The following is a 21,809-nucleotide window of genomic DNA, read 5'->3' as shown; positions in this document are numbered from 1 at the left end:
GCGACCATGCGGTCGCAAAACCACCCCCAACCCCCTCCTTTGAAAAGGAGGGGGCTCTTCTCCTAAGGATTATCAAAAGCACGCTGGATCGCGGCGGGATCGGAAACTCCCGCCGCGATCAGCATTTGCAGTAGAATTCGCGCTTTTTGCGGATTGAGCGCGCGCGCCGCGACAAATCGGTTTTCGTCGTCTTCCGGTTCGCGGTCGACGAGGCCCTCATCGAGACGGCTCGCGCGCACCAACGGCATTCCCTCGGCAGCCATTGCGGCCAAGGCCTGACGCACTGGGTCTGGCATATTCCCTTCGCCCAAACCTGACACAACCACACCGCACGTTTCATCCGTGACGAGGCGCGCGACATAATCCGGTGTCATCCCGGCGTGAACGAACAGGATCGGCACATCGGGCAAGTCCGCTCGGAAGGGAAACCGCGCTTCCTCACCCACACGCCACGGCGCGCCAAACCAGTCGAGCGAACTTGGCGTCACCAACCCCACCGACGCACGCGGAAAGCCCTGAAACGCATCGGTGCCGCGCGTGCGGCTCTTGCGGATGTCCCGCGCCGCAAACACACGGTCACCCATTACCACCAGTACGCCGCGCCCCGCTGCATCCGGATCGCTCGCCACGCGCATCGCATTGGCGAAATTGCGCAAACCATCGTAGCCCACGGCCGTTGCCGGACGCATTGCGCCAACCAGCACCACAGGTTTGCTTGTCGGCAACGTCAGGTCGAGCAGAAACGCGGTCTCTTCGACCGTATCCGTACCATGCGTGACGATCACACCATCGCAATCGGGATCGGCAATCGATTTGGAAATGGCCAAATGCAGCCGCTGCCAGATCTCCGGCCCCATATCCTCCGAACCGATATTGGCGATCTGCTCGCCGGTCAGATTCGCCGCGATGCCCAATTCCTCGACCAGCCCTAGGAATTCCGCGATCCCGATCTGGCCAGGACGATAATCGTGTCGCGTGGCTGAATCGGCCTTGCCAGCGATGGTGCCGCCGGTCGCGAAGACGGTAAGATTGGGCGTGTTCATGAGGGCGCCGATAGCCTCACGCGACATTTCAGGCCAGACAGCAATTGATTTTCAAGAAACGCACGCTAAATGCCGCACACCGCTTCGCTTCGGCGAAGTCTTGGCCGTGGGGCGATTAGCTCAGTTGGTAGAGCATCTCGTTTACACCGAGAGGGTCGGCAGTTCGAGCCTGTCATCGCCCACCACGTGCCTTATCCCGAAATCGCTTCCCTGATCTCCGCAATGGCGTCTTCGCTGTTCCATTCGTAGTCGCCTGCGACGCGAAACAACTCTTTGCCTTCGGCATCGAACAGGATCGTCGTGGGCATCAATCCGCCCTGAGTAAATTGCACCGCGAGGTCGGCCTCGGGGTCGAGCCACGGTTCGAGGTTCTGAAAATTGCGCTCAGCGAAGAACGGGGTGACGACTTCGGCGCCGCGGATGTCCTGACTAATCGTGAGAACCTTGACCTCGTCGCCCAATTCGGTGGCGAGATCGTCAAGCAATGGCATTTCCACCACGCAGGGCGCGCACCATGTCGCCCAGAGGTTTAGCAGCACCGGCTTCCCCTTGAGATCGGCGAGCGCGAGCGTGTTCCCAGCAGCATCTTCGAAGCTGAGTTCAGGCATTTCGGTTCCCGCCTGCGCGCGCACGATACGGCCCGGCAAGGGCGGCGGTGCGGGTGCATCGGCTGCCGAGGTGGCGCTATCCCGTTGCGAAGTCTCTTCGGGGGCCGTATCGCACCCCGCCAACAGAAGGACCGGTGCGAAAGCGATGAGTAACGAGCGGGACATGCCAGACTCCGATAATGGCGCCTCCAACCAGATGTGGGGCGGCAGGTTCGCCGACGGACCTAGCGCGATCATGCGCGAAATCAATGCCTCGATCCCGTTCGACAAGGCGCTGTGGCGGCAGGATATTGCTGCAAGCCAGGCGCATGTGGCGATGCTCGCCAAGCAAGGAATCGTCAGCGAGGGAGACGCGCGCACGATTTCCGATGGGCTGGCGGCCATTGCTTCCGAATACGAGAAGGATGGCGTTCCCGAGGATTGGGACCTTGAGGACATCCACATGACAACCGAGGCGCGGCTGGCCGAGTTGGTAGGTCCGGCGGCGGGTCGCCTTCATACCGCACGCAGCCGCAACGATCAGGTCGCGACCGATTTCAAGCTGTGGGTACGCGAGGCGCTCGATGCGATGGATACGGGTCTCGCCGATTTACAGCGCGCTTTGGTGAACCGCGCTGGCGAGCACGCGGACAGCATCATGCCTGGCTTCACCCATTTGCAAACCGCACAGCCGGTGACGCTGGGACACCATCTGATGGCCTATTACGAGATGATCCGGCGTGATCGCTCGCGGCTAGCGGATGCGCGCGTGCGCCTCAATGAAAGCCCGCTCGGTTCGGCAGCATTGGCTGGGACCGGCTTTCCGATTGATCGCGATATGACTGCGGAAGCGCTCGGCTTCGATCGCCCGACCGCCAACTCGCTCGACGCCGTGTCCGACCGCGACTTTGCGATGGATTACCTTTTCGCTGCCAGTCAATGCGCGCTGCACCTGTCGCGACTGGCTGAGGAGCTGATCCTGTGGGCTAGCCAGCCTTTCGGCTTTGTCCGGATGCCTGATACGCTCTCAACCGGCAGTTCGATCATGCCGCAGAAGAAAAATCCTGACGCCGCCGAACTGGTGCGCGGTCATGCGGGAAGAGTGATCGGCTGCGCGACGTCGCTGATGATCACGATGAAGGGCCTGCCGCTCGCCTATTCAAAGGATATGCAGGACGACAAACCTCCTGTTTTCGAGGCGGCAGGACTGATGGAACTCAGCATCGCGGCAATGACCGGCATGATCGCCGACGCCACGTTCAAGACGGAGCGAATGCGCGAGGCTGCCGAACTGGGCTATGCCACCGCGACCGACCTTGCCGATTGGCTGGTGACCGAAGCCGACATCCCATTCCGCGAGGCGCATCACATTACCGGGGCTGCTGTGAAGCTGGCGGAAGAACGCGGTGTGGCGCTCGACGAATTGCCTTTGGGTGATCTCAAGGTGATCGACGGTCGGATAGATGAGCGCGTTTTCAAGGCGCTGTCAATCGATGCGTCAGTCGCCGCACGCGCTTCCTATGGCGGTACCGCGCCGGAACAGGTAAGACTGCAAGTGGAGAAAGCTCGCGGTGAGCTGGGAATGGATGGATGATGCGGACAGTTATTCTTCTAGGATGCGCCCTCGCGCTGTCGGCTTGCGGTTCACGCGCGGATTTGACCCCGCTGGAGGGCGCCAGCCTCCCGGTAGCTCCCTATGGAACCAATGAGAAACCCAGCTCTGAGCAATTGCTTGAGCTGGAAACCCTTGCCGCGCCCGAGCGTAGTGTGGAATTGCGTCGTCGCTCTGAAGAGCGTGAAGACGATCCGTTCGACCTGCCCCCTGAATAGACTGACACAAGCATGGACCATTTTGCCCTGAAGGACGGCGTGATGCACGCCGAGGATGTACCGCTGCCGCGCATCGCCGAAGATGTTGGCACGCCGGTCTATGTCTATTCGCGCGCGACGCTGGAGCGGCATGCTCAGGTATTCCGCGACGGTCTGGCTGATGTGACTGACAAACTGATCGCCTTTGCGGTGAAGTCGAACCCTAACCTCGCCGTGCTCAAAGTGCTGCAGCGGCAGGGCTATGGTGCTGACGTGGTTTCAGCAGGCGAGATGCGGCGCGCGCTGGCGGCAGGCATTGCACCGGAAATGATCGTGTTCTCTGGCGTGGGCAAGACGCGCACCGAGATCATGGCCGCGCTCGAAGCGGGGATCGGGCAGTTCAATATCGAAAGCGAGGAAGAGGGTCTCGAACTCGCTGAACTCGCAGCCGAAATGGGCATGACCGCCGAGTGCACGCTTCGGATCAACCCCGATGTCGATGCCGGGACGCATGACAAAATTTCGACCGGCAAGGCCGATAACAAGTTCGGCGTGCCTATCGATCAGGCAGGCCAGATATTCGGGGTGCTAGCGAGCAAACCAAGCGTGAACCTGCGCGGCGTAGCAGTCCATATCGGCAGCCAGTTGGGCGATCTTGCCCCGCTCGAAAACGCCTTCGCAAAGCTTGGTGAACTGGTCAGCGCATTGCGCGGGGCTGGCCACACGATCACGCATGTTGATCTCGGCGGCGGGCTTGGCGTGCCGTACAAAGCCGGCGAAAAGCCCCCCAGCCCTGCGGAATACGGCGCAATGGTCGCGCGCGTGACGAAGGACTGGGGCGTCAAACTGATCTTTGAACCGGGCCGCGTGATCGCAGGCAATGCTGGCGTTTTGCTAACCCGTGTGGTGCGGGTGAAGCGCGGGCTGAACAACCCGTTCGTTATCGTCGATGCGGCGATGAACGACCTTGCGCGGCCAGCGCTTTACGGTGCCTATCACGATTTCGTGGCAGTCGAGCCAAGCGGCGCGCAGATGACGGCCAATATCGTCGGCCCGATCTGTGAGACGGGCGATACCTTCGCGATGGGGCGCGACTGCGACAAACTTGAGAGCGGTGATCTAGCCGTCTTCCGCACTGCCGGAGCTTACGGCGCGACCATGGCGTCCAGCTATAATTCGCGCGGCTTCGTCGCCGAAGTGCTGGTTGATGGCGACAAATACGCGGTCGTTGCCGACCGGATCGAAGCAGGCGCGATCATGGATGCCGAACGCGTGCCTGAATGGCTTGCGTGAACCAGCCAGATGGCTGAACTACAAAGCCTTCCGCTGTTCCACCAGATCGACGGGCAGAAAGTGCTCGTTCTGGGTGAAGGCGAGGCTGCGCAGCCCAAGCGGCGATTGGTCGAACGCGCTGGCGGGATCATCATCGACGATTCCGCGCAGGCCATCGACGAAGGGGTGCGGATCGCGTTTGTCGCCTACGACGACGCCAAGGCTTGCGAAGTGGCCGCGATCAACCTGCGCTGCGCCGGGATGCTGGTGAACGTCGTCGATCGGCCCGAACTGTGCGACTTCACCACACCTAGCATTCTTGATCGCAACCCGTTGTTGATCGCAGTCGGGACAGGCGGAGCATCGGCTGGGTTGGCCAAGCACGTTCGGCTGCGGCTTGAGCGGATACTACCGCCCACGCTCGGCAAACTGGCGCGAGCGCTGTTCACCTCGCGACCAAAGCTGCGCGATACCTATCCCGATGGTTCTGATCGTCGCCGCGCGATTGATGAGGCTTTGCACGAAGGCGGCGCACTCGATCCTCTCGACGCTGCGTCACATGAGCGGGTCGAAGATTGGGCCTCTGGATCGCCGGTCGAACAATCCTCCGAATGGCACGCATTCGTGATCACCAGCGCAGACCCGGACGATCTCACGATCAAACAATCGCGACTCTTGGGTGTTGCCGATACCGTCTGCACTCGGGGCGAAGTGCCCAAAGATATCCTCGCCCGAGCCCGCGCAGATGCGGAGCGGACCACGTGCAACATTCAACTATGCCCAAGGGCTAACGGTTCGAAAGATGCAAACGCAATTCCAGACTGCGCGGCATCGAAAGACTCGGCTCAGCATAACCGTCTGACCGTCATCCTCGACTGGCAAGCGGAAGACTGATCCTTCAGGCCGCCGCCGCCAGCGGCGTTTCGATCTCGGCAAAATAGCGCGCCATTGCTTCGACCGTCTGATCGCTGAGCGCGATGAAGGCGCGGCGCTTATCCGAGGAATCGGCGATCCGTTCAAAGATGCCGCTTTCGACCATTTGCTTGACCCAGCGCAGCGCCGTGGTCGCCGGGACTCCCGCCGCAATGCAGAGCGACGTCACCGACACACGGCTGTGCTCGGCATGGGCTGCCGTCAAGTCGAGCAGCATATCCCAAGCAGGGTCGGCGAATAGCTCGGCATCGAAGAACCGCGCACGCGCCTGACGGTTGGCAATGATCTGACGCACCAATCGCGGGTCTGGCAGTGGATGGCTGGCCGCCCGGCCGATTTGTTTGCCCAAAGGTGCTGCGGTGTCCTGCGGCCCGCGCCACTCCTGTTTGAAATCGCTGAGGCGTTTGTGCTCGGCCTCCTCATCGCCCGAAATCCGGTCAAGCTCCTGCGCAATCGCTTCAACCTGCTGCGACAATCTGAGCAGTTTCAGCCGGTCATCCTCGGTCATCTCTCGCACACGTGCATGCGATACATGGCCTAGCACGCGGCCAACCGCGACAACACGCTCAGCACGGCTCGGTTGAACCAGAATTTGCGGGTTCGACTGATCAAGCGCCGCGAACACATCGTCGAGCGCCTCAAGCGACGTCGAGACGATCAACTGCGCCCCTGAACGCGCCGCGCGCATATCAAGCCGCGTCAGCGCTGCGAGCGTCGCTCCGTCAATCACCGGGCAATCGACCATCACCACATCGCCAAGCATCGCAATTGGCCCGTCGAGCAAGACAGTGATTGCCCCGCCATCAAGCGTGCGAAACCCCGCCCCGGCAAGGTCCTCGGCAATCAGGCTGCGCGTGCTCGCTCGGTCGGCGAAAATGGCCACGCGGGCGGGCAAGCCAGCCGAATCCTGCGCCACATCGTAAGAAAAGTCCGCTTGTCCGCTTTCGGCAACGCTCATCGAATCGCTCCAATTTGAATGGAACGAGAGTAGAACAAAACAAGTTCAAGTCAAGAATTCGAGTTCTAAACCCACTTTTCCACCGTGTGAATTGAACCATTCGGACATTGGGCCAGACTACCATCACAATGACGCACTCTCCCCGCCCTGAACCGGCTCAGCTTTCCGGAGCACTGTTCGATGAGCTGCTCGTCACGCTTATCCAGCAGGGCGACAAGCGCGCGCTTGAACGGCTGCATGGCCGCTGGAATGCGCGGCTGGCACGGGCAGCTTTTCGCTACACCGGCGATCCGGAGATTGCGCGCGATCTGGTGCAGGAATGCTGGATCGGCATCTGGAAGGGGATCAAGCGAATGCGCGACCCTGCCCGATTCCGGTCCTACGCTTTTGCGATCCTGCATCGGCGCGGTGCGGACCATTTGCGCGGTGCGATCCGGGACAGGGCACAGTTTGCTACGCCGGAAGATGATAGTGCTTCGCCAGAAGACGTTCAGCCAGAAACCCAGACTGAGGGTCTGGCCCTACAACTAGCCTTTGCGGCGCTACCGCCGGATCAGCGCCTCGCAGCGCACCTGCACTTCGTCGAAGGTCTCACCCTGCGCGAGATTGCCGCTGTGCAGGACATCGCCGAAGGCACCGCCAAAAGCCGCCTGTTCCACGCCCGCCGCAAGTTGAAAGCGGCACTGAGCGACACACCAACCGAACTCACCGAAGGAGAACCCGTATGAACACTCAAGACGAACGGATCGCCGCTGCGCTTGATGCCGACGATCACGCCTTTCTGGCCAGCCTCGATAGTGATCGCGGCATGTTCCAGCAGATCGGAGACAGCTGGAAAGGGCCGCTGGGCGGCTGGGCGAAGTTCAGCTTTGCTATCGCCATCGTAATCGGCATTGGCCTCGCCTACTGCTTCTTTCGCGCTGTCACCGCCGCCAACACCGATGCCATGGTCGGATGGGGGCTCACCACTATCGGCCTGCTGATCATGCAGGGTTTCCTGAAGGAATGGATGTTCGCGCGGATGAACATGCTGACTGTGCTGAGCGAAGTTAAGCGCCTGCAAGTGCAGGTGGCCGTATTGAGCGAAGGGAGGCTAAGCGAAAAGTGACCTATTGCCGAATTTCGATCGGAGTGCCGTCGGGCACGATGCTCCACAGCTCCTCGATCTCTGCATTGGTCAACGCGATGCAGCCATCGGTCCAGTCACCCCCCAGCGTCGGCCCGCGATAGCCGGTCGGTTGACCGTGGATGAAGATGTCTCCGCCCGGAGATCGACCATATTGCGCGGCAAAGGCGCGGTCGTTGCGGTTGGGGTAGGAGATACGCAGGCTCAGGTGAAAGCTGCTGCGAGGGTTACGCGTGTCGATGGTGTAGACACCCTCGGGCGTGCGCTCATCGCCTTCAAAGCGCTTGTGGCCCATTGGCGCGTCGCCGAATTGCAGCCCGTAATAGACCCGGATTGGCTGGCCCCGCGAATAGGCGACCAGCATCCGGTCCGATTTGTCGACGATCAGGTAATCGGCGATCTGCGAGACCGGGGCAGGAAGGGTGCGCACCGCGGGCGCGCGGTAGACAATTGGCTCGCTCGCAGGCTGGCTTGGCGGACCGGCGCAAGCGGCAACCGCAAGCAAAGCAATCGAGGCGACCAAGCGTTTCATTGAGAAAGGTTTGTATCGCCCTCCCCGCGTTCAGACAATTCCGCCTGTGACCCTATGTCCCATGCAAGGACTCGCTGACAAACTCGCGGCTGATCAGTCGACGAACGGATCGCGCATCAGGATCGTGTCGTCGCGCTCCGGACTGGTCGAAACCAGCGCGACCGGGCATTCGATCAGCTCCTGAACGCGCTGGATATACTTGATCGCATTGGCAGGCAGGTCGGCATAGGATCGCGCACCCACAGTGCTTTCGTTCCAGCCTTCCATTTCCTCATAAATCGGTTCGACCTGGGCCTGCTCTGCGGCATGGCTCGGCAGATAGTCATAGACATTGCCGTGGAGGCGGTAGCCGGTGCAGATCTTCACCGTCTCAAGCCCGTCGAGCACGTCGATCTTGGTCAGCGCGATGCCGGTCACGCCGCTGATCGAGCAGGTCTGACGCACCAGAACTGCATCGAACCAGCCGACCCGGCGTTGACGCCCCGTGACAGTGCCGAACTCATGGCCACGCTCACCGATTCCTTGGCCGATATCGTCGTCGAGTTCGGTCGGAAAAGGCCCGCTGCCGACGCGGGTGGTGTAGGCCTTCACGATGCCGAGCACGAAGCCGCTGGAATTCGGGCCAAGGCCGCTGCCTGCGGCCGCTGTGCCGCTCACCGTGTTGGAGCTGGTGACGAAGGGGTAGGTGCCATGATCGACATCGAGCAGCACGCCCTGCGCGCCTTCGAACAGGATCTTGGCACCCGCCTTGCGAAGCTTCTTCAACCGCTTCCACACCGGCTGGGCAAAACGAAGCACGAACGGAGCGATTTCGCGCAGTTCGGCCAGCAATGCTTCGCGATCCACGGGTAGCTGGTCGAACCCGGCTCGCAGAGCGTCATGGTGCGCACAAAGCCGGTCGAGCTGCGGATCCAGATCATCGAGATGCGCCAGATCGCACACACGTATGGCGCGGCGTCCGACTTTGTCTTCATAGGCTGGGCCAATCCCGCGTCCGGTAGTCCCGATCTTGCCCTTGCCCGCAGCCGTTTCGCGCAGACCATCGAGATCGCGGTGCAGCGGCAGGATCAGAGGACAATTGTCGGCCACAGCAAGGTTGTCGTCATTGACGCGCACGCCCTGACCTTCGAGCTTTTGCACTTCATCGCGCAAAGCCCATGGATCGAGCACCACGCCATTGCCAATCATGCTCGTCGTGCCCGAGACGATGCCCGATGGCAGCAGGGAGAGCTTGAACACATTGCCATCGATCACCAGCGTGTGGCCGGCATTGTGCCCGCCCTGAAACCGCACCACGGCATCGGCGCGGCTCGCAAGCCAATCGACGATCTTGCCTTTGCCCTCATCGCCCCACTGGGCGCCGATCACGGTGACGTTGGCCATGTCCTACCTTTGATTGAAGCAGTGCCTGTGCGCACAAACCGCGCGGGCGTAGGCTGTTGCGAGTGCGAGGGCAAGGCGGATCGGCGGCCTTTACGATACAAATCGCGACAGCTTTGCGATTGGCAGCGCAAAGGGTTTGCGTACGGGCTGCGTTCAGACCAGTGAGACAATGGAGAGACGCCATGAACCAATTTGCCAAAACGCTCGCTGCGTGCCTCGCCACCGCACTGATTGCTACCCCCATCCTTGCCCAGCGCGGTGGGGATCGTCCCACGCGAGAATGCGTGCGTGAGATCGTCGAATTGTGCGGACGCGACCGGTCTCAGATTCGCGCGTGCCTGCAAGAAAAGGCCAGCCAGCTCTCGGAGAGCTGCGCGGCGGAAGTCAGAAAACGCGCGCAGGAAAGGCGCGGCAATCGTGAAGGCGGTCAGGTACAATTCCAGCCCAGCGCCAAGGTGAGTCGGACAGTCATCTATGGCCAGCACCAGCGTCAGCAGATCGACGTGTACGAGCCTGCCGATGCGGTCGATGAATTGCCGCTGATCCTGTTCATTCACGGCGGCGGTTGGTCGTTCGGCAACCACAAGATTGCGGTCCAATCCAAACCGAAGCATTTCAATGACGCCGGGTACTACTTTGCATCGACCGGATACCGTGTGCTGCCTGGCGCCCCGGTCGAGGATCAAGCGAAGGATATCGGCGCGGCAATTCAGGCCCTGCGCGGACAGGCATCCGCAATCGGCTTCGACCCAAATCGCATCGTCTTGATGGGGCACAGCGCGGGCGCGCATCTCGCGGCCTTGGTCTCAACCGACCCGCAATATGCTGGCGAGGCCTTCGCTGCGATCAAGGGCGTCGTACTGCTGGACAGCGGCGCATACGAAATCGCCAGCAGCATCGCGTCGGCTGAGCCACGTTCGCGCAACCTCTATCTCGATGTCTTTGGCGAAGACCCGGCGCGGCAGTCAGCTCTGTCGCCCGTAACGCATGTCGGCGGCGCAGACGCACCGAATTGGCTGGCGCTCTACGTCGAAGAACGCGCGAAAACACAGGCGCAAGCCGAGATGCTTGCTGGTGCTCTGGATGGCGCGGGCGCCACGGCAGAGGCGGTTGCGATCTCAAACACCGATCACGGGCGCTTGAACCGTGAATTGGGCACCGAGGCGGGCGCAGTGCAGACGCAGGCCGTGGACACGTTTCTGACAAGAATATTTAGCTAATTCAGCGACCTAAGCGGCCGCGATTACGTCGATTTCCACCATCAATTCCGGCAAAGCGAGCGATGACACTTCGACAGTCGTGTCAGCGGGATAAGGCGCCGTGAAGTAGCGCTTTCGCGCCTCGACGATCTTTGGAAAATTGGCCATGTCCGTGAGGTAAATCGTGACTTTGACGATGTCTGACATGGTCGCACCAGCCGCTTCCAGAACGCGCTCGATGTTGGCGAAGGTCTGGCTCAATTGCGCATCGAAGTCGGCTTCATCGACGATCGAACCGTCTTCGGCAATGGCCGCCTGACCGGAGAGAAATACGAGATCGCCTACCCGCCAGGCCGGCGCGATCGCATAGGGCGCGAGCGGATCAGGATCGATTGAAACCGTTGTTGCCTTGTCGCTCATTTGTCAGCCTCTTTGGCTAGATCGGTGTGGCCGACGTACCTTCCAGCCGGTGTGTGCAGCCAAGCCCGGCTGGATCGTCGCCTACGGCCAATTGAGCGATGGTACGCCATCCCTCGCTGCGAAGCCGCGCCGCTGCGTCTATGTCATGCCCAAGCGGCAGGAATAGCGTCTTGGCGGCCTCAACATCCTGCGCCACTTCCGCGAGTCGGTTCACATACAAAGTGAAACCCGTCGCGGCCTCTTCGCTTCCGCCGATCGCGTAGGTTCCCCCGCGCCCAGCCGCGCCGCGTAGCCCTTCGGCGTAAAGCGTGAAGCCGAACCAGCTTTGGTACTCGAAGCCATAGCGCTCGGTTGGATCAAGCGTGATACGCGCTGCATCACCGATCCGTCCCGCGATAGCCTCAAGCCCGTCGAGCCGGGTGGCGAGTTCACCGCCGGCATCGAGCTCGCGCAGTTTCGCCATCGCGTCTGAAAACGGCCCGGTCGCGTACAGCAGTGGAAGATAGGCTTCGCCGCCGACAGCCTTCAGGCCCCCGGCGTCTTTTGTATCCAGCTCTCGCCGGATTGCTTCGACCGTATCGGCAGACATGGACATATCCTGCGCCGTCAGTGTGTCGACCAGATCGGGGAGCGTGAAATCGACCGATACACCGGTCATGCCCGCCGCTTTCATCGCTTCGATCGCGACCATCACGATTTCACTCGCAGCAGCCACCGTGTCGGCCCCGATCAACTCGCCGCCCAGTTGTAGGCGCTCACGCGCCGGATCGAGCTGGCTTGCCTGAATCAGCGCGGTGTCGCCGCAATAGGCCATTCGCAGCGGACGCGGGGCGTCCTTCATGCTGGTTGCTGCGATGCGCCCAATCTGCGGGGTGATGTCGCTACGCAGAGCAAGCGTGCGCAAGCTCGCCGGATCGACAAAGCGGAACATTTTGCGGCTGTGAATGCCCTTCATCCGGCTCGACAGCGAACGTTCGAACTCGAGCAGCGGCGGGCGCACGCGGTCATAACCATGCGCGTCCAGCACATCGAGGCAGGCACGCATGGCGCTGGTGATGCGCGCTGCCGATTGCGTCAGACGGTCTTCGAGGCCTTCAGGCAGGAGGTCGGTTGATTGGGTCATCACATCTATCCGTCATCCCGGACCTGATCCGGGATCTCTGTCAGTTGTCGTCCGACTGTGCGGATAGCGGCCCCGGGTCAAGGGTCTCATGAGCGCGCCGAAGGGCCCGGGGCGACGCATTCATCAAAAAGCGAGCGACTTCGCCATGTTGACGCCTTCGACCTGTTCGACCTCGGCAATGGTCTCGGCCTTCAGCGCTTCATCAAGACTCAGCAGCAGCACCGCTTCCCCGCCAGCATCACGGCGGCCGAGGTTGAATGTGCCGATATTGATGCCGTGATTGCCCAGCAGCGTCCCGATCCGGCCAATAAAGCCGGGCTTATCGTCGTTCACCACATAGAGCATGTCGCCAGCGAGATCAGCTTCGATCCCGATGCCGAAAATCTCGACCAAGCGTGGGGCTTCATTGCCGAATAAGGTGCCAGCGACCGAACGCGTCCCTTGGTCTGTTTCCACAGAGACACGGATCAGCGTGTTGAATGCACCGTCACGCTCGTGACGGATCTCGCTGACTTCCAGCCCGCGTTCCTTGGCGAGATATGGCGCGTTGACCATATTCACCGTGTCGGAATAGCGGCGCATAAAGCCGGACAGTACAGCGCCGGTGATCGGCTTGCCATTCAACTCAGCCGCCGCGCCTTCGCGCTCGATGCTGATCTTGGTCAGGTTGCCGTGGGCAAGCTGGCCGACAAGGCTGCCGAGCTTTTCTGCGAGCGCCATGTAAGGCTTCAGCTTAGGTGCTTCTTCAGCGGACAGCGACGGCATGTTGAGTGCGTTGGTGACACCGCCATTGACCAGATAGTCGGCCATCTGCTCGGCGACCTGCAATGCAACATTGACCTGCGCTTCGGTCGTCGAAGCACCGAGGTGGGGCGTACAGATGAAATTCGGCGCGCCGAACAGTGGGTTCTCCTTCGCAGGCTCCTGAGCGAACACGTCCAAAGCCGCGCCTGCGACCTGCCCGCTTTCGAGGCAATCACGCAAAGCCGCTTCGTCAATCAGGCCGCCGCGCGCGCAGTTCACGATGCGAATGCCCGGCTTGGCATTTTCGAGCCGCTCACGACTCAGGATGTTGCGGGTTTCGTCGGTCAATGGGGTGTGCAGGGTCACAAAGTCAGCGCGCGACAGCAGCGTGTCGAGATCGACTTTTTCGACGCCCATTTCGACGGCGCGGTCCTCGGTCAGGAACGGATCGTAAGCGATGACCTTCATCTTCAGGCCCTGCGCGCGGCTGGCGAAGATCGAACCGATATTGCCCGCGCCGATCAGGCCGACGGTCTTGCCGGTCACTTCGACACCCATGAAGTCTTTCTTGGGCCACTCGCCTTGCTGAGTGCGGGTGTTGGCCGCCGGGATCATCCGCGCCAGCGCCATTGTCATCGCAATGGCGTGTTCGGCAGTGGTGATCGAGTTTCCGAACGGGGTGTTCATGACCACAACGCCCTTGCCGCTGGCATAAGGGATATCGACATTGTCGACGCCGATGCCAGCCCGGCCGATGACCCTCAGATTGGTCGCTGCATCGAGAATCTCTGGCGTCACCTTGGTCGAGCTGCGGATCGCGAGGCCGTGATATTCACCAATGCGGGCCTTCAATTCCTCGGGGCTTTCGCCGGTGATCACATCAACATCGCAGCCGCGCTCTTCAAAAATGCGCGCGGCGTTCGGGTCCATCTTGTCAGAGATGAGTACTTTGGGTTTTGTCATGGGGAATTCCTTGCATCAGCTCGCAATCGCAGAAGCGCGTCGGCTGGAAATTGGGGAGGAAGCGGCGGCCCGGCGCGCGGGCCGCCGGAAAATCAGCCGTTCTTGACGGACTCGTAGGCCCACTCGATCCACGGCAGGAGGCGCTGAATGTCCTCTTGCTCGAGAGTGCCACCGCACCAGATGCGCAGACTCGGCGGGGCGTCGCGATAGCCGTTGAAATCGTAGCCAACATTGCGCTCTTCGAGCAGCTTGACGATTTTCTTCGGGACAGCCGCCTGATCTTCAGCCGAGAGGCTTTCGTACCAGTCGCCCTGGAACATCATGCAGACGCCAGTATTCGTGCGCAGTGCCGGATCGGAGGCCATATTGCGCAGCCAAGGCTTTGCTTCGATCCAGTCTTTCACGATCTTGGCGTTGGCGTTGGCGCGTTCGAACATCGCCTTGCGTCCGCCAATCGACTTCGCCCATTCAAGCGCCGCGATATAATCTTCGGTCGCCAGCAGCGAAGGCGTGTTGATGGTTGCGCCTTCAAAGATGCCCTTGTTGATTGTGTCGCCCTTCTTGATGCGGAAGAGCTTTGGCAGCGGCCATGCGGGATCATAGCTTTCGATCCGCTCAACCGCTTTGGGCGACAGGATCAGCATGCCGTGCTGAGCTTCGCTGCCCATCACCTTTTGCCAGCTGAAAGTGGTGGCATCGAGTTTCGGCCAGTCCATTTCCATCGCGAAAATGGCGCTGGTGGCGTCGTTGATCGTGATCCCCTCGCGGCCCGGCTCCAGCCAGTCGGTGTTCGGGATCATCGCGCCCGATGTTGTGCCATTCCAGGTGAAGACGACATCGTTGCGCTGCGGAATTGTGGTGAGATCGGGGATCTCCCCATAATCGGCGCTGAGCGTTTGCAAGTTGGGCAGCTTGAGCTGCTTCACCGCGTCCTGAATCCAGACATTGCCAAAGCTCTCCCACGCCGCAACCGTGGCCGGGCGCGCGGGATCAAGCATGGTCCACATCGCCGCTTCGAGAGCGCCGGTGTCCGATGCGGGCATGATACCGACGAGATAGTCGTCAGGCACGCCCAAAAGCTCGCGCGTCAGGTCTATCGCGTATTTCAAACGACCTTTCGCCAGCGCCGAACGGTGCGAGCGACCGAGCGAATCGGTTTTCAGCTTGTCGAGGGACCAGCCTGGGAATTTAACCGTAGGACCGGAGGAAAATTGCGGACGCTCAGGCTTGAGCGGGGGCTCATGCAAGAGCCCACGGGTACGTTCAGTCATGTATTCTCTCCTTACAGAGAGCACGCGCGGCGTTGGGACCGCGTGGCCCGTCGGCGGCTTTAGAGCCAGACGGTAACAAGTCAATGAAGATCGAATTGAGAATGGTGGAGTGTGGAATCTCCGCGACGTTTCGCCTAGACGGGCGACCAATGGAAATCTCCGACCTCCGCATTGCGCTGTTCAGTGGCAATTACAACTACACCCGCGATGGGGCCAATCAGGCGCTCAATCGTCTCGTGGGTTCGCTGCTGGAGAAAGGCGCGAAGGTGCGCGTCTACTCGCCAACGGTAGAAAAACCCGCTTTCGAGCCGACCGGTGAGTTGATTGGCACGCCGTCGATTGGAATGCCGTTCGGACGCGGTGAATATCGGATTCCGACCGGACTGGGTTCGAGAGCCAAGCGGGACCTTGCGCGGTTCAAACCCAATATCGTGCATGTGTCGTCGCCCGATCCATCGGGCCACGCGGCGCTGCGCTGGGCGCAGGATCATGATGTCCCAGTGCTTGCCTCGGTCCACACGCGGTTCGAGACCTACCCGCGCTATTACAAGCTAGGTTTTCTGGAACCGCTAGTCGTGAAGATGCTTCGGCGGTTCTATAATCGCTGCGACGCGCTGGTCGCCCCGTCGCAGAGCATGATCGACGAGCTGCTCGCGCAGAAGATGCACGACGATATCGGCCTGTGGTCGCGCGGTGTCGACCGCACGATCTTTGCGCCGGAGAAGCGCGATCTCGAATGGCGCCGCTCGCTTGGCCTCGCCGATGATGACGTGGCGATCGTCTTTCTCGGCCGGTTGGTCATGGAAAAGGGCCTCGACGTCTTTGCCGAGACCATCGTGCAAATGCGCAAGCGGCAGGTGCCGCATAAGGTGCTGGTGATTGGGGATGGCCCAGCGCGCGGATGGTTTGAAGAGGCGCTACCCGGAGGCATCTTTGCCGGGTTCAAAACCGGCGGGGAATTGGGGCAAGCGCTCGCAAGCGGCGATGTGTTCTTCAACCCGTCGATCACGGAGACGTTCGGCAATGTAACGCTGGAAGCCATGGCCTGCGGCCTGCCGGTGGTAGCCGCAGGCGCAACCGGAGCATCGAGCCTCGTCCATGACGGCGAGACCGGCAGACTTGTTCCGCCGGGTGATGCGGCGGCCTACGCCGAAGCGATCGCGCCCTATTGCACCGACCACGCCCTACGCGCGGAGCACGGCGAAGCGGGGGCTGCACGAGCCTGCGAATACAGCTGGGACGCGATCAATCAGGTGGTTGCGGACACCTATGTCCGCCTGGTCGAGGATCGGCACGCGCTCCAAGCGGCAGAAGCTGCCGAACTGGCAGCATAACCGCTCGTTTACGGCTCTACCGGAAAACCATTTATCTCAGCACGCCCGCGCGCGTCATACGAGACGCATAGAACAACATGAACAAGGTCGTTGCCCAGATCATGAGCGTGAGCGCCGGGCTTTGCAGGCTCTCGGGAATATCTGCGATAGCGTATTGATAAGTATTCGATCCGAGAAGGCCGACAATCGCGATCACAACTGCGTGCACCGCGAAGCGTGAACGGAGAAGGATCAGCACCGACCCTGCGATCGCACCCCACACCCCTAGGGCCCAGAATGCGTTGGACCAGACGGGACTGCTCTCAAAGAACGCGATCTCGGTTTCACTCATGCCCAGATCCGCGAGCTTGCCCAGCCGCGTCATTGTGTAGCTGAAGCCGCCAACTGAATTCCAAAGCAATGTCAGCACGCCTACCACCCACACGTGCCTCGGCGTTTTTGTTGCGCTATTCATGGGTTTCCCTCCCCATCCATCGGTGCGACCCGATCCATGCGGAGAGACTAAGCCTGATAGTTGTCGGCGGCAAATCGATTAACGATCCGATGTTCTTGTTCGTGAAGACCGGGTCACCCGCTCCCTGCGACCATTAGTGGAAACAGTCCGGGAGACTGTTTCCCGTGGTTGGCCTTCCACCCAATGCCTACCGGGATACAATCCGGGTGGGAGGGCGGAGGGAGCGGGTGATCCCGGCGCAGTAGCGAACTAAATACGCTCGATCCGCTTGGCGACCTCGTCGATAATGTCGACGATCTCGTTCATCACATCCTGATCGAGTTTACCCGCCCGGGCGCGGTTCTTGAGCACATTGGCAAGGTTGCCCATGGCGCGGAAGAGGTCGGGTGAGCGGACCTTCTCAGCGCGTTCGCCGTGTTCGTTGAGGCGGCCCATGAGGGTTTCGACCTCATCCTTGCGTTCTTCGAGTTCGGCCTTGCCATCCTTCGTCGCTTCAAACGGCTTCTTGCTTCCGGCGTCGGCATCCTTGGCTTTGCCTTTGGCCTTCGCGGGTTTGATCTTGCCCTCGTCTTCAAGCAGTTGGAGTGTTGGATAGACTGCACCCGGGCTTGGCGCGTAGCCACCGCCGGTAAGGTCTTCGATCGCTTTGATCAGCTCATATCCGTGGCGCGGCTCCTCCGCGATCAGTGCCAGCATTGCCAGTCGCAGCTCTCCGGAGCCGAACATCCGTCCGCGACGACGCCGGCGACCACCAGAGCCTCCGCCCATGGTATCGCGCATGTCGTCGCCCCAGCCAGAGCCCCAATCGGATCCCCACTTTCCGCCGGAAGCGGCCATTGCCGCCATCAGCGGTCCGTACATTTGCCACGCCGCATTGCCGCGGCGATATTTACGGCCTTTGTTCCAGGTCATCTGTCTCTCCTTTAGAAACGCATCTATGCATCTTCGATAGCACTAAGATATATCGCAGATGTTTCGATACAACCCCGAATTTGGGAGGGCGATGGAAATTTCTGACCAGTCGCCTATTTGATCCGACGAATGGCAGACCTGTTTGGAGAAGACGCCCCTGCGCCCTCGCGCAGGGATGCAGCACTAGAGGATGCGCCCTTGGCGGATCGCCTGCGCCCGCGCGATCTGTCCGAGGTGATCGGCCAGGAACATCTGACCGGCCCCGAAGGTGCGATTGGCAGAATGGTGGCGGCGGGCAAGCTATCGAGCATGATCCTGTGGGGACCACCAGGCACCGGCAAGACCAGTATTGCGCGCCTGCTCGCCGACAGCGTTGGCATGCGCTTCACTTCCATTAGCGCAGTATTTTCTGGCGTGGCTGATCTCAAGAAGGCTTTTGCCGAAGCGGACAAGATGGCGCAGGCAGGCCAGCGAACGCTGCTATTCGTGGATGAGATCCACCGCTTCAACCGGGCGCAACAGGATGGGTTTCTGCCATTCGTGGAGCGCGGCACGGTGACCTTGGTTGGTGCCACCACCGAGAACCCCAGCTTCGCGCTGAATGCTGCTCTGCTTAGCCGCGCGCAGGTTCTAATCCTCGAACGGCTCGATCATGCTGCGTTGGAAGCGCTGCTTGCTCGCGGAGAGGAGTTAGAAGGCCCCCTGCCCCTCGACGAAGATGCCCGCGCTGCCCTGATCGCATCTGCGGATGGCGACGGCAGATTCCTGCTTGGTCAGGCCGAGACGCTCTACAACGCCAAACTCACCGAGCCGCTCGATCCCGCTGGCCTCGGCCAGTTCCTGCAACGCCGTGTCGCCGTCTATGACAAGGATCGCGACGGACACTACAACCTGATCAGCGCGCTGCATAAGTCGCTGCGCGGGAGCGATCCGCAAGCGGCGCTCTATTACATGGCTCGCATGCTGACCGCCGGAGAGGAACCACTCTACGTGCTGCGCCGCCTCGTCCGCTTCGCCAGCGAGGATATTGGACTAGCCGATCCGCAGGCGCTCACCCAATGCCTCGCCGCCAAAGACGCCTATGAGTTCCTCGGCAGCCCCGAAGGCGAGCTCGCTATTGTGCAAGCCTGCCTTTATCTGGCCACTGCACCCAAATCGAACGCTGCCTATGCCGCGCAAAAGTCTGCCTTCAAATCGGCGCGCGAAACCGGCAGCCTGATGCCGCCTGCCAACATCCTCAACGCCCCCACCAAGTTGATGAAAGATATTGGCTATGGCGAAGGCTATGCCTACGATCACAATGCCGAAGACGGTTTTTCGGGCGACAATTACTGGCCCGAGGGGATGGAGCCGCAGAGCTACTACGAGCCGGTAGAACGCGGGTTCGAGCGTAAGGTCAGGGAGCGAATGCAATGGTGGGACAAGAGACGATCCGAGCTGCGTGGAAAGTCGTAGCGGCTTCGGCAGTGCTTGGCATTGCCGCCCCCGCGCTGGCCCATCCCGATCCTGCGCCTTCGATGGCCTATTGCGACGCGATTCCGCAGGAGGAGCTCGATTTCGAATGGGATAGCGAGAAGTCGTTCGATCTCCCAAAAGAATGGAACGAATTCGCCGCCGCTTCGGATAATTGGATGGCTGTCGCGACCAACGCCGGGACGACCGAGTGCGTCAATCTCAGCTGGAAGTTCGAAGGCAAGGATTTCGATATCCTCAAAGACCGCTTCATCGGCTTCAACTGGATTGGCTATGAGGCGTTCGGCTACACTCTGATCGACCGGGCGGGAACGGGTACGGTTCTGGACACTGGCACACGTCCTTCATTCTCTCCCGAAGGTTTCAGGATGGCTGCACTACAATCGTCGGAATCGGGATATGGTGGGCTGGAAGGCTTTGGCGTCTGGTACGTCTACGCAAACGGTCTCAAGCCGATTTACTTGACTTCGACGATGCCGATGATGGCCGACTGGCGGATCGACCGCTGGGAAGGCGATGATTGCCTGCACATTTCCGGAATTCCGTTTGATCGGATCGAGGATTGGGAGGACCTTTCGCAATATGAGCGCGACACCTTCGTCTCTGGCTCGGCTACCGGCTGGGTCGTGACGAGCGGCAACACCTGCCCGACCTATTGATGCGAGAATTCGACCATTTCGTTGCGATCGATTGGTCGGGTGCCAAAGGCGAACGGCATAAGGGGATTGCCATCGCCATCGCCGAGGCCAAAGGCGGGCCGCCCGTGCTGGTAGAGCCGCCAGACCGCGGCTTCTCGCGGACCGAAGTGCGCGACATCTTGCGCGACGAACTGCCTGCCAACTCGCTGGTCGGCATGGATCTCGGCATCAGTCTGCCGTTCGAGGATTGCGGTGCCTATTTCCCTGGTTGGGAGGCCAGCCCGAAGAACGCCAAACAGCTTTGGGCGTTGATCGATGATATCTGCGGTGACGAGCCGCATCTTGGCGCAAACAGGTTCCTCAGCCACCCGCAGGCAACGCGGTATTTCCGCCATAGCCGCGACAATGTCGGCGACCACTTTCACCTGCCGGGCGCGATCAGCCGAGAAGGACGGTTCCGCGAAGCCGAGACTGCGCAGCGCGCGCAGAAATGTCGTCCGGTGAGCAATTTCAACCTCGTTGGAGCGGCTCAGGTCGGCAAAAGCTCGCTCACCGGCATGCGGATGCTCCACCAATTGCGGGGCCACGTGCCGGTCTGGCCAATGGACCCGATCCCCGAGAAACGGATCACCCAAGGTGGATCGATGATCGTCGAAATCTACACCGGGCTCGCTTCAAAGGAGACGGCGGCGCTGGGTGGCCGGACCAAGCTGCTGACTTTCGAGGACTTGAATTCAGCGCTGTCGGTGCTCGATTGCCCACCCGTAGACCGGATCGGCGAGGTCGACGACCATTCCTCCGATGCGCTGCTTACGGCTGCATGGCTGCGAAAAGTCGCGCCAGAGCCTGAACGATGGGAGCCGCGCTGTCTGACCGCACAGATTGCTTACACGGAAGGGTGGACGTTCGGGGCGCTGTAGTCCCCGCCTGCGGCAGAAGTCAGGATTTCAACGCTCCAGGCGCGATACGTCCAGACGGTTGCGGCTAAATCCGGTCCGGCGCAGGTCCTCAAGCATCTCCGCGCGTTTGCGATCCTCAAGTGTTTTCGGATTGCTCAACCGTTCTTCGGCCTCCCGCGCAGGGTCGTAAGTGATCTCTTCGATCAGCTCCATATTCCGGTCGCGCACCATACCGGGAATCAGAAACAGGTCGGCGAGCAGCCAGGGGATCAGGACGAGCCAACCAATCACCGAGAACAGCAACGCCAGCTGGATCAATCCGGTCTTCTTGCTGCCAGCGTAGAAACGGTGAGCACCAAATACGCCAACGAAGAACCACAGGAGATATGTCGCGGCCACCGATTTCCGGTTCGCCTCGAACAGCATTTGCTGATGTGTGCTTTCGTCCATGTTCCGTCCCTTGATCTGCCTCATCCTTGTTCAAATGCACTTCTATCGCAAGCAGACCCCCGTCGATGCTCGACAGATCGCAAAGAAAGCTCGACGAAGTCTGGACAATGGATACGTTTTGCGGCTAGCGGGCGCTGCGCAGCGCTTTTGGCGCTCAATGGGCCGGCTTAGCTCAGTTGGTAGAGCAGTTGATTTGTAATCATCAGGCCGCGGGTTCGACTCCTGCAGCCGGCACCAAATCTTCGATTTGGTTTTTTGTTTTCCGCACTCGCATCCGCGAGTGCGA

General features: G+C 60.8%; 23 protein-coding genes and 2 tRNA genes. 13 read left to right on the top strand and 12 right to left on the bottom strand.

Features of this window, described 5'->3' with window-relative positions; translation table 11 throughout:
• Window positions 1–62 precede the first annotated feature (62 nt).
• Window positions 63–1,043 (bottom strand): asparaginase, encoded by a 981-nt coding sequence (locus Q0837_RS02420; protein ID WP_298464804.1) that lies wholly within the window; start codon window positions 1,041–1,043, stop codon window positions 63–65.
• A gap of 109 nt (window positions 1,044–1,152) precedes the next feature.
• Here Q0837_RS02420 and Q0837_RS02415 point away from each other — a divergent pair.
• Window positions 1,153–1,228, top strand: a tRNA-Val gene (locus Q0837_RS02415).
• 6 nt (window positions 1,229–1,234) lie between these two features.
• Here Q0837_RS02415 and Q0837_RS02410 read toward each other — a convergent pair.
• A complete protein-coding gene (locus tag Q0837_RS02410; RefSeq protein WP_298464801.1) occupies window positions 1,235–1,816 on the bottom strand; it encodes a TlpA disulfide reductase family protein in 582 nt (193 codons plus the stop codon).
• Window positions 1,817–1,847: 31 nt separating this feature from the next.
• Between Q0837_RS02410 and argH the strand changes: the two genes are divergently transcribed.
• The 4 genes from argH to Q0837_RS02390 all read left to right on the top strand — a co-directional run bounded on the left by argH (window position 1,848) and on the right by Q0837_RS02390 (window position 5,605).
• Window positions 1,848–3,224 carry an argininosuccinate lyase gene (gene argH / locus Q0837_RS02405; RefSeq protein ID WP_298469729.1) on the top strand — a complete coding sequence of 459 codons (1,377 nt, stop codon included), beginning with the start codon at window positions 1,848–1,850 and terminating at the stop codon, window positions 3,222–3,224.
• Between the two features lie 62 nt (window positions 3,225–3,286).
• Window positions 3,287–3,460, top strand: coding sequence for a hypothetical protein (locus Q0837_RS02400; protein WP_366519691.1), 174 nt, complete (start codon window positions 3,287–3,289; stop codon window positions 3,458–3,460).
• A gap of 12 nt (window positions 3,461–3,472) precedes the next feature.
• Window positions 3,473–4,732 carry a diaminopimelate decarboxylase gene (gene lysA / locus Q0837_RS02395; RefSeq protein ID WP_298464795.1) on the top strand — a complete coding sequence of 420 codons (1,260 nt, stop codon included), beginning with the start codon at window positions 3,473–3,475 and terminating at the stop codon, window positions 4,730–4,732.
• Window positions 4,733–4,741: 9 nt separating this feature from the next.
• Window positions 4,742–5,605, top strand: coding sequence for a bifunctional precorrin-2 dehydrogenase/sirohydrochlorin ferrochelatase (locus Q0837_RS02390; protein WP_298464792.1), 864 nt, complete (start codon window positions 4,742–4,744; stop codon window positions 5,603–5,605).
• A gap of 4 nt (window positions 5,606–5,609) precedes the next feature.
• Here Q0837_RS02390 and Q0837_RS02385 read toward each other — a convergent pair whose 3' ends face one another.
• A complete protein-coding gene (locus tag Q0837_RS02385) occupies window positions 5,610–6,602 on the bottom strand; it encodes a MarR family transcriptional regulator (protein WP_298464789.1) in 993 nt (330 codons plus the stop codon).
• A 128-nt stretch (window positions 6,603–6,730) separates the two neighbouring features.
• On the opposite strand from Q0837_RS02385, the gene Q0837_RS02380 reads away from it, so the two are divergent.
• Both Q0837_RS02380 and Q0837_RS02375 read left to right on the top strand, forming a co-directional pair.
• Window positions 6,731–7,330, top strand: coding sequence for an RNA polymerase sigma factor (locus tag Q0837_RS02380; protein ID WP_298464786.1), 600 nt, complete (start codon window positions 6,731–6,733; stop codon window positions 7,328–7,330).
• The gene (locus Q0837_RS02375) at window positions 7,327–7,710 is read left to right on the top strand and encodes a DUF6768 family protein (RefSeq protein WP_298464784.1); all 384 of its coding nucleotides are present in this window, start codon (window positions 7,327–7,329) and stop codon (window positions 7,708–7,710) included. Before Q0837_RS02380 ends, Q0837_RS02375 begins: the two co-directional genes overlap by 4 nt.
• 1 nt (window position 7,711) lies before the next feature.
• Here the strand turns inward: Q0837_RS02375 and Q0837_RS02370 are convergent, their stop codons facing one another.
• Window positions 7,712–8,260: a L,D-transpeptidase family protein gene (locus Q0837_RS02370; RefSeq protein ID WP_298464781.1), complete on the bottom strand. Its 549-nt coding sequence runs from the start codon at window positions 8,258–8,260 to the stop codon at window positions 7,712–7,714.
• A 93-nt stretch (window positions 8,261–8,353) separates the two neighbouring features.
• Window positions 8,354–9,643, bottom strand: a complete 1,290-nt coding sequence (locus tag Q0837_RS02365) for an adenylosuccinate synthase (RefSeq protein WP_298464778.1) — start codon at window positions 9,641–9,643, stop codon at window positions 8,354–8,356.
• 182 nt (window positions 9,644–9,825) lie between these two features.
• On the opposite strand from Q0837_RS02365, the gene Q0837_RS02360 reads away from it, so the two are divergent.
• Entirely contained in the window at window positions 9,826–10,863 is a 1,038-nt protein-coding gene (locus tag Q0837_RS02360) for an alpha/beta hydrolase (RefSeq protein ID WP_298464776.1), read from the top strand.
• A gap of 9 nt (window positions 10,864–10,872) precedes the next feature.
• Here Q0837_RS02360 and Q0837_RS02355 read toward each other — a convergent pair whose 3' ends face one another.
• The 4 genes from Q0837_RS02355 to Q0837_RS02340 all read right to left on the bottom strand — a co-directional run bounded on the left by Q0837_RS02355 (window position 10,873) and on the right by Q0837_RS02340 (window position 15,363).
• A complete protein-coding gene (locus Q0837_RS02355; RefSeq protein WP_298464773.1) occupies window positions 10,873–11,262 on the bottom strand; it encodes a RidA family protein in 390 nt (129 codons plus the stop codon).
• A 16-nt stretch (window positions 11,263–11,278) separates the two neighbouring features.
• Window positions 11,279–12,385, bottom strand: coding sequence for an ATP phosphoribosyltransferase regulatory subunit (locus Q0837_RS02350; protein WP_298464770.1), 1,107 nt, complete (start codon window positions 12,383–12,385; stop codon window positions 11,279–11,281).
• A 123-nt stretch (window positions 12,386–12,508) separates the two neighbouring features.
• Window positions 12,509–14,092 carry a phosphoglycerate dehydrogenase gene (gene serA / locus Q0837_RS02345; protein WP_298464767.1) on the bottom strand — a complete coding sequence of 528 codons (1,584 nt, stop codon included), beginning with the start codon at window positions 14,090–14,092 and terminating at the stop codon, window positions 12,509–12,511.
• 92 nt (window positions 14,093–14,184) lie between these two features.
• Complete coding sequence (locus Q0837_RS02340) at window positions 14,185–15,363, bottom strand: phosphoserine transaminase (RefSeq protein WP_298464764.1); 1,179 nt, start codon at window positions 15,361–15,363, stop codon at window positions 14,185–14,187.
• Window positions 15,364–15,512: 149 nt separating this feature from the next.
• Between Q0837_RS02340 and Q0837_RS02335 the strand changes: the two genes are divergently transcribed.
• Entirely contained in the window at window positions 15,513–16,697 is a 1,185-nt protein-coding gene (locus tag Q0837_RS02335; protein ID WP_298464760.1) for a glycosyltransferase family 1 protein, read from the top strand.
• Between the two features lie 31 nt (window positions 16,698–16,728).
• Here the strand turns inward: Q0837_RS02335 and Q0837_RS02330 are convergent, their stop codons facing one another.
• Together Q0837_RS02330 and Q0837_RS02325 are read right to left on the bottom strand one after the other, a co-directional pair.
• The gene (locus Q0837_RS02330) at window positions 16,729–17,151 is read right to left on the bottom strand and encodes a hypothetical protein (RefSeq protein WP_298464757.1); all 423 of its coding nucleotides are present in this window, start codon (window positions 17,149–17,151) and stop codon (window positions 16,729–16,731) included.
• A 249-nt stretch (window positions 17,152–17,400) separates the two neighbouring features.
• Window positions 17,401–18,063, bottom strand: coding sequence for a PadR family transcriptional regulator (locus tag Q0837_RS02325; RefSeq protein ID WP_298464754.1), 663 nt, complete (start codon window positions 18,061–18,063; stop codon window positions 17,401–17,403).
• A gap of 129 nt (window positions 18,064–18,192) precedes the next feature.
• Here Q0837_RS02325 and Q0837_RS02320 point away from each other — a divergent pair, with 129 nt between their 5' ends.
• The 3 genes from Q0837_RS02320 to Q0837_RS02310 are packed head-to-tail and all read left to right on the top strand — an operon-like array spanning window position 18,193 to window position 21,094.
• Window positions 18,193–19,518 carry a replication-associated recombination protein A gene (locus Q0837_RS02320; RefSeq protein ID WP_298464752.1) on the top strand — a complete coding sequence of 442 codons (1,326 nt, stop codon included), beginning with the start codon at window positions 18,193–18,195 and terminating at the stop codon, window positions 19,516–19,518.
• Window positions 19,476–20,195, top strand: a complete 720-nt coding sequence (locus tag Q0837_RS02315) for a hypothetical protein (RefSeq protein WP_298464750.1) — start codon at window positions 19,476–19,478, stop codon at window positions 20,193–20,195. The genes Q0837_RS02320 and Q0837_RS02315 overlap by 43 nt, the downstream gene beginning before the upstream one ends.
• The gene (locus tag Q0837_RS02310; protein WP_298464748.1) at window positions 20,195–21,094 is read left to right on the top strand and encodes a hypothetical protein; all 900 of its coding nucleotides are present in this window, start codon (window positions 20,195–20,197) and stop codon (window positions 21,092–21,094) included. Before Q0837_RS02315 ends, Q0837_RS02310 begins: the two co-directional genes overlap by 1 nt.
• Before the next feature lie 27 nt (window positions 21,095–21,121).
• Here Q0837_RS02310 and Q0837_RS02305 read toward each other — a convergent pair whose 3' ends face one another.
• Window positions 21,122–21,523: a TM2 domain-containing protein gene (locus Q0837_RS02305; RefSeq protein ID WP_298464745.1), complete on the bottom strand. Its 402-nt coding sequence runs from the start codon at window positions 21,521–21,523 to the stop codon at window positions 21,122–21,124.
• A 161-nt stretch (window positions 21,524–21,684) separates the two neighbouring features.
• Between Q0837_RS02305 and Q0837_RS02300 the strand changes: the two genes are divergently transcribed.
• Window positions 21,685–21,760, top strand: a tRNA-Thr gene (locus Q0837_RS02300).
• Window positions 21,761–21,809 lie beyond the last annotated feature (49 nt).

Origin of the sequence: uncultured Erythrobacter sp., assembly GCF_947499705.1 — a bacterium.
Lineage (GTDB): Bacteria > Pseudomonadota > Alphaproteobacteria > Sphingomonadales > Sphingomonadaceae > Erythrobacter.
Note: the sequence above shows the minus strand (reverse complement) of the source record. Positions and strands in the feature narration are given on the sequence as shown.

Coding starts and splice junctions, on each gene's coding strand:
- Q0837_RS02420 (WP_298464804.1), bottom strand. CDS start 1,043: ATGAACACGCCCAATCTTACCGTCTTCGCGACCGGCGGCACCATCGCT.
- Q0837_RS02410 (WP_298464801.1), bottom strand. CDS start 1,816: ATGTCCCGCTCGTTACTCATCGCTTTCGCACCGGTCCTTCTGTTGGCG.
- argH (WP_298469729.1), top strand. CDS start 1,848: ATGTGGGGCGGCAGGTTCGCCGACGGACCTAGCGCGATCATGCGCGAA.
- lysA (WP_298464795.1), top strand. CDS start 3,473: ATGGACCATTTTGCCCTGAAGGACGGCGTGATGCACGCCGAGGATGTA.
- Q0837_RS02390 (WP_298464792.1), top strand. CDS start 4,742: ATGGCTGAACTACAAAGCCTTCCGCTGTTCCACCAGATCGACGGGCAG.
- Q0837_RS02385 (WP_298464789.1), bottom strand. CDS start 6,602: ATGAGCGTTGCCGAAAGCGGACAAGCGGACTTTTCTTACGATGTGGCG.
- Q0837_RS02380 (WP_298464786.1), top strand. CDS start 6,731: ATGACGCACTCTCCCCGCCCTGAACCGGCTCAGCTTTCCGGAGCACTG.
- Q0837_RS02375 (WP_298464784.1), top strand. CDS start 7,327: ATGAACACTCAAGACGAACGGATCGCCGCTGCGCTTGATGCCGACGAT.
- Q0837_RS02370 (WP_298464781.1), bottom strand. CDS start 8,260: ATGAAACGCTTGGTCGCCTCGATTGCTTTGCTTGCGGTTGCCGCTTGC.
- Q0837_RS02365 (WP_298464778.1), bottom strand. CDS start 9,643: ATGGCCAACGTCACCGTGATCGGCGCCCAGTGGGGCGATGAGGGCAAA.
- Q0837_RS02360 (WP_298464776.1), top strand. CDS start 9,826: ATGAACCAATTTGCCAAAACGCTCGCTGCGTGCCTCGCCACCGCACTG.
- Q0837_RS02355 (WP_298464773.1), bottom strand. CDS start 11,262: ATGAGCGACAAGGCAACAACGGTTTCAATCGATCCTGATCCGCTCGCG.
- Q0837_RS02350 (WP_298464770.1), bottom strand. CDS start 12,385: ATGACCCAATCAACCGACCTCCTGCCTGAAGGCCTCGAAGACCGTCTG.
- serA (WP_298464767.1), bottom strand. CDS start 14,092: ATGACAAAACCCAAAGTACTCATCTCTGACAAGATGGACCCGAACGCC.
- Q0837_RS02340 (WP_298464764.1), bottom strand. CDS start 15,363: ATGACTGAACGTACCCGTGGGCTCTTGCATGAGCCCCCGCTCAAGCCT.
- Q0837_RS02335 (WP_298464760.1), top strand. CDS start 15,513: ATGGAAATCTCCGACCTCCGCATTGCGCTGTTCAGTGGCAATTACAAC.
- Q0837_RS02330 (WP_298464757.1), bottom strand. CDS start 17,151: ATGAATAGCGCAACAAAAACGCCGAGGCACGTGTGGGTGGTAGGCGTG.
- Q0837_RS02325 (WP_298464754.1), bottom strand. CDS start 18,063: ATGACCTGGAACAAAGGCCGTAAATATCGCCGCGGCAATGCGGCGTGG.
- Q0837_RS02320 (WP_298464752.1), top strand. CDS start 18,193: ATGGCAGACCTGTTTGGAGAAGACGCCCCTGCGCCCTCGCGCAGGGAT.
- Q0837_RS02315 (WP_298464750.1), top strand. CDS start 19,476: ATGGTGGGACAAGAGACGATCCGAGCTGCGTGGAAAGTCGTAGCGGCT.
- Q0837_RS02310 (WP_298464748.1), top strand. CDS start 20,195: ATGCGAGAATTCGACCATTTCGTTGCGATCGATTGGTCGGGTGCCAAA.
- Q0837_RS02305 (WP_298464745.1), bottom strand. CDS start 21,523: ATGGACGAAAGCACACATCAGCAAATGCTGTTCGAGGCGAACCGGAAA.